The organism is uncultured Dokdonia sp., from assembly GCF_937910895.1.
GTDB lineage: Bacteria > Bacteroidota > Bacteroidia > Flavobacteriales > Flavobacteriaceae > Dokdonia.
In genome coordinates, this window is the sequence record NZ_CALEMI010000085.1 from 35563 (window position 1) to 48585 (window position 13023).

The following is a 13023-nucleotide window of genomic DNA, read 5'->3' on the forward strand; positions in this document are numbered from 1 at the left end:
AGAACTACTCTTGCTTGGTTTTAACTTTTATTTTTTGAGGCGGTGTGGTCGATGGCTGAATGCCTCGTGGTTCCATCTTACGCGCCACATTACTTTCTATTTTTAGTTTCCAGAGTTTTAAGCGGGCATCTACAGACTCACTTCGCAACTCTTGCACTTTTTCTTTGAGCCTTGCTATTTCATGTACTTTCTCATCTGCACGATGCGAACTCGCAATCATGATGAGCGCTAGCACTGAAAGAAAAATAATCATACGCCAATTTTTAAAAGCCTCTTCATCTACCAGAAACTTTCCTTTGAGTATGTTATTTATTTTGCTCTTCATCTTATTAGATTCGTTCTGCTATACGCAGTTTTGCACTTCGTGCTCTATTGTTTTCTTTTATCTCTTTATGATCAGGAATAATCAGTTTTCCTACTTTCTTAAAAGGCACTTCAAAATTGCCATACACATCTTTTTCTGGTTCTCCTTCAAACAATCCATTTCGGATATACCGTTTTACAAGTCTATCTTCTAGCGAGTGGTACGAAATCAAACTTAATCGACCTCCTGTTTCCAATAGATTCTCTGTTTGTAGCAAGAACTCCTTTAATACTTCTATTTCTTGATTTACCTCAATACGGATTGCTTGGTAAATTTGTGCTAGGATTTTATGCTCTCTATGTTTTGGCAAAAATGGCTGTAAGACCTTTTTAAAATGCTCACTGGTTTTAATACGAGCCTCTTTACGTTCAGCTATGATGGTTTGTGCAATTTTGGGCGCATTGCGTAACTCTCCGTATTGCCAAAAAACTTGTCGTAATGCTTCCTCTTCATATTTATTTACTACATGGTATGCAGAGAGTGAATCATTCTGGTTCATTCGCATATCCAGATCACTTTCAAATCGTGTAGAAAATCCTCTTTCGGCAACATCAAACTGATGGGAAGAAACTCCAAAATCTCCTAAAATACCATCTACTTTTTTTACATTATGAAAGCGTAAAAACCGTTTGATGTATCTAAAATTTTCAGGAATAAGCGTAAACCTATCGTCTGCTATAGCATTTTGCTGAGCGTCTTGATCCTGATCAAAAGCATATAGCCTCCCTTGATCACCAAGTCGATTCAAAATCTCCTTAGCGTGCCCTCCTCCACCAAAAGTTACATCTACGTAAACACCATCTGGTTTTATATTGAGTCCGTCTACCGTCTCATGAAGTAATACAGGGTTATGATACTCCATCTGGCTCATCATTTTGGTCTCCCATTACTTCTTCTGCTAAATCTGCAAAATCTAATGCAGCTTCATCAATCGCTTTTTCATACATATCCTTATCCCATATTTCTAATACGTTGATTGCTGCGTTGACAACAATCTCTTTCTTGGTCTGCGCAAAGGCATGCAAATCTTTTGAAATAAGAATACGCCCTGAACTATCTATTTCCACAAGTTTTACCCCTGCATTGAAACGACGTATAAACTCATCATTCTTTTTATTGAATCTGTTGAGTTTGTTTACTTTTTGTGAAAGTGCATTCCACTCTGCCATAGGATACAGTTCTAAACATTTTTGAAACACAGCACGCTTGAGCACGAAGCCGTCCTGAAGGACAGATGCTAACTGCTTTTTAAATGCTTGAGGCAGCATGAGCCTGCCTTTAGCATCTATTTTACATTCGTATGTTCCAATTAAATTAAGCACTCGTTTTCTAGAAAATCAGGTTTATCAATCAAATATATAAGAAAAAACTGCACATTTTACCACTTTATTGCACTTTGTTGATAAGTTTTACCACTAGAGGGGCTTTATACACAGACTGTTTATAACTATTTGGAGTGAGGCTAAGAATGTTTTCGCGAAAGCGCACCTCTAAAATGTATCAGCCTGAACACGCTCTTTTTTGTAAAAAAACAAGGCAACTTTTTACTTTTGAAGCATTTACAAAATAAAGATTGCAATACGGGGGAAATACTTATATTTGCGATTGGCTTAGGCTTAATCACAACTATGAAGCACGAACTAAAAACCGAAGGCAAATTCACATATTTAGAAGAAGGTGAAGGCACTCCTATTATCATCCTACACGGACTGATGGGGGGCTTGAGTAACTTTGACAAAGTCACTGACTTCTTTTCTGGAAATGGCTATAAAGTCGTTATTCCTGAACTACCTGTGTATTCTATGCCGCTTATAAAAACAGGTGTAAAAAGCTTTGCAAAATATCTCAAAGAATTTATAGACCATAAAAAATACAAAGAGGTTATCTTATTAGGAAACTCTATGGGAGGTCATGTAGGCCTGTACCACAGCAAAGTATATCCAAAAAAAGTAAAAGCACTTGTTATTACTGGAAGTTCTGGTTTATATGAAAGTGCCATGGGTGAAAGTTATCCTAAACGTGGTGATTATGAGTATATTAAAAAGAAAGCGCAAGGTGTTTTTTACAATCCAGAGATTGCAACCAAAGAGATTGTAGACGGCGTATATGATACTGTCAATGATCGAAATAAATTACTAAAAACACTCGCTATTGCAAAAAGTGCTATAAGACATAATATGGCACAAGATCTTCCTGAAATGCATACACCCACTTGTATTATTTGGGGAAAACAAGATAGTGTTACACCACCTGAAGTTGCAGAAGATTTTAATAAACTGCTTCCTGACTCTGATTTATTTTGGATAGACAAATGTGGTCATGCCGCTATGATGGAACAACCAGATGCTTTTAATGAGATCTTATTAAACTGGTTAAAAGATCGCAATTTTTAATATCCCTTTCGTATGCAAGTCAAATCGGCAGAATTTGTAGTAAGCAACTCTGATGCTTCCAAGTGCCCTAACACGATGATTCCTGAATATGCTTTTATAGGAAGGTCTAATGTTGGAAAGTCTTCGTTAATTAATATGCTTACCAATAAAAAAAGTCTTGCAAAAACGTCTGGGCGACCAGGAAAAACCCAACTGATTAATCATTTTTTGATTAATAAAAATTGGCACCTTGTGGATTTGCCTGGGTATGGATATGCACGTGTTTCCAAAAAAGACAAGAAGTACTTTCAGAAATTCATCACTGATTATTTAGAACATCGCGAACAGTTACTTTCTGCTTTTGTGCTCGTAGACTCACGTCACGAACCTCAACCTATCGACACTGAATTTATGGAATACCTTGGAGAACGAGAGATTCCGTTTTCGATCATATTTACAAAAGCTGATAAGCTGAAACCAAAAGCGCTTGAGCGAAATATAGAAGCTTACAAAAAGACCTTGCTAGATGGGGTTTGGTTTGAATTTCCTAACTACTTTGTAAGTAGTGCTTCTAATAACACTGGGAAAGATGAAATCCTCAACTATATAGACATTATAAATGCTAATCTTAAGCAGTAGTATCTAATTGCTTTATAAATCTTTCGATTCTCTGTATTAACATCTCTACCGAAACTATTTCTTGAAAATCTTGAGCTATCATAAAAGGTTGTAAGCCCTGCGCATCAGAAATGAGAATAACAGGAAAGGTGTATTTAGGCAACCACTTTGATTTATATTTTTTAAGAAATTGATCTTTGTAGAGGAATTCCATATCAATAAGATGTGTATCACGAAATTTCTTCCAAGTTCGCTTCTCTGAAAAACGTCCATGAGTTAAACCACACAAATCACACGCATAAGTAGTAGGACTGACTATTTTATGAGCGATGTCTACCCACGTGTTTACCACTCCAGAATTTGCATTGTACACAAAGATGAGTTTTCTCATTTATATAAAATTACTCCTTCTTAAGATTAAGATGTTCTGCAAAATAATCGCAAAAATCTTGCATGGTATCACTCATCTTATCGTTACCCGTAGCTCTTCTAAAGGTGTTTGTCATCCCTACGAGGGTTTGATGAAAAAATACTTGCATCTCATCTACAGGCATATCTTTGGTCCATAGATCTATACTTACTGCTTCTTGATTTTGATGATCCCATAAAGAGAGTAACATAGATTTTGCAGGTTCATTTGCGACGCCTCCATCTCTAGCAGTCCATGCCATTTTTTCTGGCACTCTGTTTTCATCTAACGCTACTTCTATTTTTATATGTGTCTTATGCTCAATTGCCATAATTAAGGTTTATATTTTGCATTATTAAAAATTGTTTCTGCGTCTTGCAGTAACATATTTTGAAGAGAAATCTCATTTTTATTCATATAAGAGGCTACAATCTTATATCCGATATATCTTCCTAGCCTTCCTGGAGTTTCATTATCAAAAGCTAACTGAAACTTAGAAAAAGGAGCAGGATCTATAAATCGTGAGAGTAATTTTTTATCTGTACTATACAAGCTTTTACTTGACACAAAGTACTCCCACATACTTACTTCATTTTCTTCTGCAAACGCATATTCATCTGCGGTGTATGAAAAAACTTCATGGATTGGTTTCTGACTTAACAAGGTTTCCATGAGATACAACTGCTTACCTTCGTAAATCATTTGCGCTAAAAATGTAGCCATTTGTGGTCGGGATACCTTCGCTTTCGCGAAAGCGGACGCCACATCCACATCAATCTGTTCTTTTCTAAAGTTTTTTGATTTATATTTTTGAACCCCATCGTAGAAGTAATGGTCTTCTCCTAAATAGTTATCTAATCCTATAAGCAATAACGTGTCTGCCAACACCACTTTATTTCTGACTTCTGTAATAATCGTAATCACTTTAGGCACTGGAGTTTTAGGAAAATAATACTGTATATGTTTATACAACAACTCTAAATCTTCTTCTATCTGATCGGTATCTTTAAAAGCGACATCCACCTCTGTCTCTAACTCTTTTTGTAATGTATCTGACAGTTTTTCCACCCAAAAGTCATCACTATATTGCTTTGAAAACAAATATGGATACTTACTTTTCAAGTCGGGCAACTCTGCTGGAGTCGTATTTGCAAACAGCCTATCAAAACGATCTATCTTTATGTCTACAGACATAGCCGCTATATCTGGATTTAATTGAGTGTCGTTTTTGCAGGCTACAAAAGCGACTAAAATCAACATCATACCAAGTATTTTCTTCATGTGAATTTGTATCTTTAGGCTTCTTAAACGTAAGAAAATAAAATTCATTTTTTAACCTGTCATTTAAAAATGCAAAAATACGGGTTACAAACTTAAAGACATCGATATGCAAGAGGATAAAGTAGTAGATTATATTGTAAACTGGTTAAAAGAATATGCTACCAATGCTAAGATGAGTGGTTTTACAGTTGGGATAAGTGGCGGGATAGATAGTGCGCTTACTTCTACACTTTGCGCTAAAACTGGGTTTCCAACACTTTGTGTAGAAATGCCTATTCACCAAGCTCAAAGTCAGGTTTCAAGGGGGCGAGAGCATATTGCACAACTCAAAGAGCGCTTTCCCAATGTCTCTAGCATAGAAGTAGACCTCACTCCTTTTTTTGAAACCTTCAAAACGGCAGTTCCTGATGCATCTGATAATGAGAATTTATTTTTAAGTCTTGCTAACTCACGCGCAAGAATGAGAATGACCACTTTATATTATTTTGCAGGATTACACAAGTATCTTGTAGCTGGGACTGGGAATAAAGTAGAAGATTTTGGTGTTGGATTTTATACAAAATATGGAGATGGTGGTGTTGACCTCAGCCCAATTGCAGATTTAATGAAGTCTGACGTATTTAAACTTGCGGCGGCTGTTCAAGTTCCTGAGCGTATTTTACAAGCAAAACCTACTGACGGATTGTGGGGTGATGACCGTACCGATGAAGACCAAATAGGTGCCACGTATGATCAATTAGAATGGGCTATGCAACAAGACGAAAAAGGAAAAATTGACAAGGATTTTGAAGGCGAAGAAAGACGTGTTTTTGCACTTTATAAAAGACTAAATAATGCAAACCAACACAAAATGTTACCGATACCTGTATGCGAAATACCCGTTCATCTATTTAAATAAACGTTTTGTCGATTTATAATTAAAAATCATTACATCCGATTCTTTTCTTTGTAAATTCGAAAACCCTAAACAAGTTCCCCCTTAAATGACTTGTTCTGTAACATATTGAAACACATATTCTATGGACAAAGTTCTAATTGCGGACCATCACCCAATCACTAGAAAGGGGATTACCTCAATTTTAAACAACGAAGGAAATTATGAAGTCATCAGCACCATAAGTGATGGAAATGATTTATTAAAAGTACTTACAAAAACTGAAGTGGATATTCTAATACTTGAAATAGATATCCCAAATCTCAACAGCATTACAGCTATAAAAGCTATAAAAAGAGAATTCCCTCATGTGAAAATTCTCGTACTAAGCTGCCATCCTGAAGAAATGTACGCACTTAGCGCTATTAAGTATGGTGCTGCTGGATATGTCTCAAAAACAGCTTCTATACAACGCGTGCTTGATGCTATAAATCAAATTCAACGTGGTGGTATTTACCTGAATGAATCGTTAAGCAAACGACTTATAAGTGACGGTAATACGACACAAGGGCTTGCTTATAAATATATGAAGTTGTCTAGTAGAGAGATCGAGGTTCTCAATCTTTTATCAAACGGAAAGCGAAACAAAGAGATCGCAGCCAACTTAAATATCAACGAAAAAACGGTAAGTACTTATAAAATGCGTTTGCTTAAAAAACTTGAAGCTCAAAATGTAGCCGAATTAATAAAGCACGCTCGTTTACTACAAAACACCACAAATATTTAGAATATAACGCTTATACCTAGTTTTTCTGCTAGCAATTTCAGAAGCTGTCTGTATAAAAGTATTTCTTCTATGATTTCTCTATTATTTGAGTTATTAATACACTTATCCATGAGTCCCTTAATTCTTTTTTGAATAAGATAGTATCTCATTTTCCAAATAGTTTGTGTTACTTTCCGAACAACTTGATCTTCCAATTTAACCACGAAAACTTGTTGAGAATCCCATCTATGGAGTGGAATTTGCTCATACTTCATAAGAATAGTAGATACTAAAGAACTTTCATCATTATTTAAATCTTTCAACAACTCATCAAGTTTAAGCTCGCTATTAGTATTACAGTTTAAGATTATTTTGTTGTATATATTTTGGAAATCTCTATTAGAAAATTCAATCTCATCTTCCTGCAAATCAAGATATATCTTTTCATAAACTTTTAATTCTCTTTTTACTTCTTCAAACAAGTTTTCAGGATCGTCAGAATCTGATATAAATATTTCCTCATAAATGTCTTGTTGATTTGAATGTAAAATCAATGATTCAATTAATATTTTTTCAAGTTCAACAATACGGTCTACTTTTTCAATCGTACCTTCTCTTTGATCTGGTACTTTAGAAAGAGCGTCTGAAGCCCCACTTGTATTTCCTTTTTTTACCGCTTCTTTTTTATTCTTATTAAGGATTTGAGCAAGTGTATTATACAACACAGCTTCCGAAATCTCCATAATACGAGAACACTCTTGTACATAGATTTCTCGTTTAATGGTGTCTGGTATTTTCGAAATACTCTCCACCATATCTCGCACCGTGCTTGCTTTCTTCACAGGATCACCTGCGGCTTCTTCCACAAGCAAGTTGGCTTTATACTGAATAAAATCTTTTGAATTGGCATTAAAATAAGCCAGAATATCTTCTTTGTTATGCTTTCGCGAAAAGCTATCAGGATCTTCTCCCTCTGGAAATGAACATACTTTAACGTTCATTCCTTGTTCCAGAATTAAATCAATTCCACGTAACGCGGCTCTTTGTCCTGCGGCATCGCCGTCAAAGAGGACTGTAATATTTTTAGTAAGCCGATTGATTAATCGTATTTGCTCTGGCGTAAGTGCTGTTCCAGAAGAAGATACTACATTTTCTATCCCCGATTGGTGCATCTGGATCACGTCTGTGTATCCTTCTACCAGATAGCAATTATCTTCTTTAGCTATGGATTGTTTTGCGTAGTAAATTCCATACAGCACCTTACTTTTATGATAGATATCACTCTCTGGCGAATTAAGGTATTTTGCTGCTTTTTTATCACTCGTTAAAATACGTCCTCCAAATCCAAGAACACGACCACTCATTGAGTGAATAGGGAACATCACACGTCCTTTAAAGCGGTCAAATTGCTTTTCATCCTTGACAATGGTAAGCCCTGTTTTTTCTAAGAATTCTAACTTATACCCTTTACGTAAAGCCTCACTTGTAAAAGCATCCCATTGGTCTGGATTATATCCTAGCTCAAACTTCTTAATCGTTTCTGGTGTAAACCCACGTTCTTTAAAATAAGTACCTCCTATGGCTTTTCCTTGCTCTGAATTTAATAATGTTTTGTGGTAGTAGTCCCGTGCATATTCACTTACGATGTATAGATTTTCTCTAATGGTCGCTTGCTCTTTTTGCTCATCGGTTTGCTCGGTCTCATCGACCTCTATATTGTATTTTTTTGCAAGGTATTTAATTGCTTCAGGATAGGTAAAGTGCTCATGCTCCATTAAGAATGCAACAGAGTTCCCTCCTTTTCCACTTGAAAAATCCTTCCAAATCTGCTTTACAGGAGAGACCATAAAACTAGGCGTACGCTCATCAGAGAACGGGCTTAATCCTTTAAAGTTACTTCCTGATTTTTTAAGCACCACAAAATCTCCGATCACCTCCTCTACACGAGCAGTTTCAAAAACTTTATCTATGGTTTCTTTTGAGATCAATCTTTAAAAAAGTTAGTCTGTAAAAATAGGAAAAACCTCGGTCATAGATCAGAAAACTGCGAGTAAAGAAAATTCCGCTTTCGCGAAAGCGGAACACTTACACGAAAACGGAACTTCAATAAAAACAACCTAGCTTCTTTATGCTTAATCCAAATCAAAGCGAAAACCTAGTGAAATATTACGCTCTTCTACAAGATTGTCTTTAAAAATAGGGTTGAGATCATACTTTACATACAATCCTATATTATCATATCCTACGTAACCGCTCAACCCATATATAAAATTATTAGTGTTGAATCCTCCACGTTCTTTTAATTTTACATCATTCCCTTCTGCACTGTCAAACTTTAACTTTTGCATGGTTCCAAGATTTAGTCCTGCATATCCTCCTACTCCAATTTTAAATTTATTGTGTGTAGAAAAACGAATGTCATCTCCTTCTCCACGTCTTTTTGCTGGACCAAATTCAAAATGCACAGGAACGACTAGATTTCCTAATCTCAATTTACTTTTATCCAAGTCACGATCAAATTCTTGAAGAACTATTTGATCTCCGTCCCTTACAAAGAATTGATTATCCTCAGGCTTTAATCCGTTAAATTGAAAAGATAATCCGTATTTAAAACGTAACCAGCCACTATTTTCAAAAACTCTTGTTGTCCAAGCAACACCAAGCTCAGCAAAACGGCTTCCAGCGACTTTATACGGAGAATCCTCTAGTGATCTACCATCAGCAAGAGCATTGTTCAAACCAAACGCAAACACAAAATCTGAACGGGTACGCCTGTCGTGATTTACGCGTCTTACACCTTTGCCATTATCTATGGCAACCCCAAAAACTCTTTTGCCATCTGCATCTTCTCCACCAAAACCTACAGACACTTGTGTTGGCTGATTCTGAACTCCATTACGCTCTACTAATGCAATTTGAGCATCGATAATCGTCGTTTTATAATCAATATTTTTAGCAACGTATTCTGCCCATTCTTTCTTCTCTGCTTCCCCTTCTTCAGCGGTCATATTGTCTTTTTCAATTTGTTTATTAATATAACTTACTCGCCCTTTAAGTTGATCTTTTTCAAATTGAATAGCCTCTGCTCTTTTCTGTTTTAAATATTCAATACGTTCTTTTTTCTCTTGCTCTTTTTCTTTTCTATACTCAATTTGAGCTTGTGTTTCTGTTGTTTCTGATGTGTCTTGGGCATTTATATTTTGACCAAAGATTCCCATGCTCGCCACTAGGGCAAATCGTATTAATGTTCTCATAATTGTGTGTTTTATGCTTTTGGAAGTGCGCTTGATGAAGGCTTTCTCAAAAGCGAATTGATGAATTAATTTTAATTATTTCTATTTACGACTGCGTCTTTTGTTCTTTCAAATCCTTCAATAACTGCCTCGAAGATTTTGTTTCTAAAAGATGTTGGTGCTACTTCTGCTTCTACGTCTAGGAGCAATGCGTTTGCATCTACAGTGTTCGTTTTTTGATTAAATGTTTGTTTGCTTATAATTTCTCGTTGTGCATTTTTAAGAAGTGCTTCAATTTCTGCATCAGTTACTGAACTTTTATCTTCTGCTTGAGCAACAACTATATCTTCTGTTTTTGCTTTCGCGAAAGCTTTATCTTCTTTTACATCCACACGGCTCTTCATCTCTTTACTTTCAGTTTCAGCAATAACAACTTCTTCTGTCATAGCCTTCTTTTCTAGATTCGATTCTAAACTGTTTTTATTTTGCTGACTTCCTTGAACAACTACTTCGTTCTTTTCTAAAGAAGTATTTTGAGAACTCGTGGTTGTTTTTACAGTTGATTTTTCATTTTCGATAGCTTCTTGTTCTAATACAATCGCTTCTTTTATTTGCTGTAAGTTCTCTACTTCATTCTCCTTCGGTGTGATAATTTCTTCTGTTGGATCTATAAATACAGGATTTTCATTTGTATCAACTAGTACTGGTGCTGTATCTGTATTCATATTTTGAAATAAAAATAAGGCTACCAATGCGCCTCCCACAAAACTAGCCGCAATAGACATCCATAGGACGCGTTTACTTTTTTGAACCCCTTGTTCTGCGTCAAGTTTGGAAGAAATTCGATCCCAAGCCGCCATGGTAGGCTCAATGGTGCGCTCTTCTAAACGCTCTTTCATATTATCTTCTAGCTTAATCGGTGCCATAACTCAACTTATTTTCTGCGTTTAACTTAGATTGTAATAACTTACGTGCTTTAAACAATTGCGACTTTGAAGTCCCTTCTGAAATCCCTAATGACTTTGCTATTTCCTGATGTTTATACCCTTCAATAGCATACATAACAAAAACAACACGGTATCCTTCTGGCAATTCGTCTATGAGTTGCTGTATATGAGACACATCCAACTCATCTTTAATATTATTTACACTATCTCCTGTTTCAAAATCTCCATCGTCTGAGAAATACATTTTTTTGACAGTTCGCAAATAAGAAATACTCTCTCTTACCATAATTCTTCGAATCCATCCTTCAAAGCTTCCTTCTCCTTTATAACTATGTAAATGTGTGAATACTTTTAAAAACCCATTACACATGGCTTCTTCTGCTTGATGAATATCTTTTATATAATACCTGCAAACGCTCAGCATTTTTCCTGAATGCAACTCATAGAGACGTCTTTGAGCAGCTCGATCCTGCTTAATCGCCTTTTTAATGAGTTGTTTTTCGTTTGTAAATTGTATGACTTTCATCAATGTTAAAGATGGTTTCTATGTATATAGACGCACCCTTTTTAAAAAAGGTTGCCTGATGGATAAAAAATTAAAGGTATTAAACTCCAGAGCAAGCTCTGGACACTAAAAATCGACCTAAGAGTTAAGGTATTAAAGCTACCCTTTATATTTCATAGGGAGGTACACCACTTTTTTGGTTTCAAAAAAGTCTTCTCCATAATAGTTAGTAAGATCATAAATTTGAGCTGTTGTATACTTTGCAAGTTCTTCTGTAAGATCTCCACCTTTGAGATATAAGATTCCGTTTTTAAGTTCGTGTACGCTTTTCTTTTTTATGTGGTTTCGTACCCAACGTACAAAGGTTTCCATTTGCGCTACTGCCCTACTTACGATAAAATCATAGTGTCCTGAGACATTCTCTACACGATCGTTTGTTGTTTTTACGTTGGTAAGTCCTAGCCCAGCAACGACCTCATCTACCACTTTGATCTTTTTACCAATACTGTCTACCAAATGAAATTGAGTTTCAGGAAATAAAATAGCCAAGGGAATCCCAGGAAACCCTCCACCTGTACCAACATCCAATACCTGAGCACCAGGCTTAAACTCCATCACTTTTGCAATCCCCAAAGAATGAAGCACATGACGCAAATATATATCCTCTATATCCTTACGGCTCACCACATTAATTTTAAGATTCCAGTCTTGATATACATCTTTAAGGGTTGCAAACTGTTGCGTTTGCTCTTCAGTTAGATTCGGGAAGTACTTTGTAATGATATCCATAGGTAAAAGGTATTGGGCAAAAGTACCTAAATTACACGTTAATTTTAACACAAGACAGTTACGAATCTGGAATATATCGTTATTTTTGTGTAAAAAGTTTTGAGTTTCCGCTTTTCATAAAGCTACCCCCTTAAAACAAGTATTATATACCTTGCCAAGTTCGTAAACAAATCAAGGTGCTATTTAAAATTATATGGAAACCAATATTAAATTTTCACGCGCAGATTCTGCTAAATTCTTCAGAACTCTAAACAAGCGCGTAAATTCATACTTCAAAGAAAATAATATAAAACGTACTGGAAACTGGAAACTCTATGGCAAAGCCATTGTTATGTTCTCTATGTATCTAGTACCTTACTTCTTGTTCTTAACATTAGATATGCCAGGCTGGATTCAATTACTCTTAACATTTGTAATGGGTGTAGGAATGGCTGGTGTAGGAATGAATGTGATGCATGACGGAAACCACGGCTCTTTCTCAAGTAAAAAATGGGTGAATAAACTCATGGGAGGAAGTATTTACATTCTAGCTGGGAATGTATACAATTGGCAAGTGCAACACAATGTATTACATCATACATACACCAATATACATGGACATGATGAAGATATGGAAGCAGGGAGAGTGTTGCGCTTTTCTAAACATGGAGAGTGGCACAAACACCACAAATTTCAACATTACTACTCATTTATCCTTTATGGATTATTAACGATCAATTGGGTGATCACTGCAGATATTACTCAAATGAAACGTTACATTAAACGTAAATTATCTTACGGCAAATTACAAAGTCCTACCAAGCAATGGAGTACACTTGTAATTACAAAAATTATATACATAAGTATGTGGATTGTAATACCTCTT

General features: G+C 35.8%; 16 protein-coding genes. 5 read left to right on the forward strand and 11 right to left on the reverse strand.

The annotated features are described in order from the left end of the window. Positions 1–4: 4 nt before the first annotated feature. From Q0505_RS10380 to mraZ, 3 genes are read right to left on the reverse strand one after another with little or no spacing between them, the layout of a single operon-like run. Entirely contained in the window at positions 5–325 is a 321-nt protein-coding gene (locus Q0505_RS10380) for an FtsL-like putative cell division protein (protein ID WP_299212487.1), read from the reverse strand. Between the two features lie 4 nt (positions 326–329). Continuing rightward, complete coding sequence (gene rsmH, locus Q0505_RS10385) at positions 330–1226, reverse strand: 16S rRNA (cytosine(1402)-N(4))-methyltransferase RsmH (RefSeq protein ID WP_299212489.1); 897 nt, start codon at positions 1224–1226, stop codon at positions 330–332. Further along, positions 1213–1686 carry a division/cell wall cluster transcriptional repressor MraZ gene (gene mraZ, locus Q0505_RS10390; protein WP_299212492.1) on the reverse strand — a complete coding sequence of 158 codons (474 nt, stop codon included), beginning with the start codon at positions 1684–1686 and terminating at the stop codon, positions 1213–1215. The genes rsmH and mraZ overlap by 14 nt, the downstream gene beginning before the upstream one ends. 306 nt (positions 1687–1992) lie before the next feature. Between mraZ and Q0505_RS10395 the strand changes: the two genes are divergently transcribed. After that, positions 1993–2757 carry an alpha/beta hydrolase gene (locus Q0505_RS10395; RefSeq protein WP_299212494.1) on the forward strand — a complete coding sequence of 255 codons (765 nt, stop codon included), beginning with the start codon at positions 1993–1995 and terminating at the stop codon, positions 2755–2757. Between the two features lie 12 nt (positions 2758–2769). Next, positions 2770–3375, forward strand: coding sequence for a ribosome biogenesis GTP-binding protein YihA/YsxC (gene yihA / locus Q0505_RS10400; RefSeq protein WP_299212496.1), 606 nt, complete (start codon positions 2770–2772; stop codon positions 3373–3375). On the opposite strand, the gene Q0505_RS10405 is transcribed toward yihA, so the two are convergent. Genes Q0505_RS10405 through gldB form a run of 3 tightly spaced genes read right to left on the reverse strand, consistent with a single transcriptional unit; the run spans position 3365 to position 5044 of the window. Further along, complete coding sequence (locus Q0505_RS10405; protein ID WP_299212498.1) at positions 3365–3745, reverse strand: GTPase; 381 nt, start codon at positions 3743–3745, stop codon at positions 3365–3367. The genes yihA and Q0505_RS10405 overlap by 11 nt on opposite strands. A gap of 10 nt (positions 3746–3755) precedes the next feature. Next, entirely contained in the window at positions 3756–4094 is a 339-nt protein-coding gene (gldC, locus tag Q0505_RS10410; protein WP_299212500.1) for a gliding motility protein GldC, read from the reverse strand. 2 nt (positions 4095–4096) lie between these two features. Next, positions 4097–5044 carry a gliding motility lipoprotein GldB gene (gene gldB / locus Q0505_RS10415; RefSeq protein WP_299212503.1) on the reverse strand — a complete coding sequence of 316 codons (948 nt, stop codon included), beginning with the start codon at positions 5042–5044 and terminating at the stop codon, positions 4097–4099. 106 nt (positions 5045–5150) lie between these two features. Between gldB and nadE the strand changes: the two genes are divergently transcribed. Next, on the forward strand, positions 5151–5942 hold the full coding sequence (gene nadE / locus Q0505_RS10420) for an NAD(+) synthase (RefSeq protein ID WP_299212505.1): 792 nt from the start codon (positions 5151–5153) through the stop codon (positions 5940–5942). 121 nt (positions 5943–6063) lie between these two features. Next, positions 6064–6705 (forward strand): response regulator transcription factor, encoded by a 642-nt coding sequence (locus tag Q0505_RS10425; protein ID WP_299212507.1) that lies wholly within the window; start codon positions 6064–6066, stop codon positions 6703–6705. Here the strand turns inward: Q0505_RS10425 and dnaG are convergent. The 5 genes from dnaG to rsmG all read right to left on the reverse strand — a co-directional run bounded on the left by dnaG (position 6702) and on the right by rsmG (position 12158). Continuing rightward, the gene (dnaG, locus tag Q0505_RS10430; RefSeq protein WP_299212509.1) at positions 6702–8672 is read right to left on the reverse strand and encodes a DNA primase; all 1971 of its coding nucleotides are present in this window, start codon (positions 8670–8672) and stop codon (positions 6702–6704) included. The two genes, Q0505_RS10425 and dnaG, sit on opposite strands and share 4 nt — an antisense overlap. A 144-nt stretch (positions 8673–8816) precedes the next feature. After that, complete coding sequence (locus Q0505_RS10435; protein WP_299212511.1) at positions 8817–9938, reverse strand: hypothetical protein; 1122 nt, start codon at positions 9936–9938, stop codon at positions 8817–8819. A 71-nt stretch (positions 9939–10009) separates the two neighbouring features. Next, the gene (locus tag Q0505_RS10440; protein ID WP_299212513.1) at positions 10010–10843 is read right to left on the reverse strand and encodes a hypothetical protein; all 834 of its coding nucleotides are present in this window, start codon (positions 10841–10843) and stop codon (positions 10010–10012) included. After that, positions 10830–11390, reverse strand: a complete 561-nt coding sequence (locus Q0505_RS10445; RefSeq protein ID WP_299212515.1) for an RNA polymerase sigma factor — start codon at positions 11388–11390, stop codon at positions 10830–10832. The genes Q0505_RS10440 and Q0505_RS10445 overlap by 14 nt, the downstream gene beginning before the upstream one ends. Positions 11391–11528: 138 nt before the next feature. Beyond that, entirely contained in the window at positions 11529–12158 is a 630-nt protein-coding gene (rsmG, locus tag Q0505_RS10450) for a 16S rRNA (guanine(527)-N(7))-methyltransferase RsmG (RefSeq protein ID WP_299212517.1), read from the reverse strand. A gap of 193 nt (positions 12159–12351) precedes the next feature. Between rsmG and Q0505_RS10455 the strand changes: the two genes are divergently transcribed. Continuing rightward, a partial coding sequence (locus tag Q0505_RS10455) for a fatty acid desaturase (protein ID WP_299212519.1) occupies positions 12352–13023 on the forward strand: 672 nt, incomplete at its 3' end.

Excerpts from the sequence above, each read along its gene's own strand:
- Q0505_RS10380 (WP_299212487.1), bottom strand. The coding sequence starts at position 325 with ATGAAGAGCAAAATAAATAACATACTCAAAGGAAAGTTTCTGGTAGAT.
- rsmH (WP_299212489.1), bottom strand. The coding sequence starts at position 1,226 with ATGGAGTATCATAACCCTGTATTACTTCATGAGACGGTAGACGGACTC.
- Q0505_RS10395 (WP_299212494.1), top strand. The coding sequence starts at position 1,993 with ATGAAGCACGAACTAAAAACCGAAGGCAAATTCACATATTTAGAAGAA.
- yihA (WP_299212496.1), top strand. The coding sequence starts at position 2,770 with ATGCAAGTCAAATCGGCAGAATTTGTAGTAAGCAACTCTGATGCTTCC.
- Q0505_RS10405 (WP_299212498.1), bottom strand. The coding sequence starts at position 3,745 with ATGAGAAAACTCATCTTTGTGTACAATGCAAATTCTGGAGTGGTAAAC.
- gldC (WP_299212500.1), bottom strand. The coding sequence starts at position 4,094 with ATGGCAATTGAGCATAAGACACATATAAAAATAGAAGTAGCGTTAGAT.
- gldB (WP_299212503.1), bottom strand. The coding sequence starts at position 5,044 with ATGAAGAAAATACTTGGTATGATGTTGATTTTAGTCGCTTTTGTAGCC.
- nadE (WP_299212505.1), top strand. The coding sequence starts at position 5,151 with ATGCAAGAGGATAAAGTAGTAGATTATATTGTAAACTGGTTAAAAGAA.
- Q0505_RS10425 (WP_299212507.1), top strand. The coding sequence starts at position 6,064 with ATGGACAAAGTTCTAATTGCGGACCATCACCCAATCACTAGAAAGGGG.
- Q0505_RS10435 (WP_299212511.1), bottom strand. The coding sequence starts at position 9,938 with ATGAGAACATTAATACGATTTGCCCTAGTGGCGAGCATGGGAATCTTT.
- Q0505_RS10440 (WP_299212513.1), bottom strand. The coding sequence starts at position 10,843 with ATGGCACCGATTAAGCTAGAAGATAATATGAAAGAGCGTTTAGAAGAG.
- Q0505_RS10445 (WP_299212515.1), bottom strand. The coding sequence starts at position 11,390 with ATGAAAGTCATACAATTTACAAACGAAAAACAACTCATTAAAAAGGCG.
- rsmG (WP_299212517.1), bottom strand. The coding sequence starts at position 12,158 with ATGGATATCATTACAAAGTACTTCCCGAATCTAACTGAAGAGCAAACG.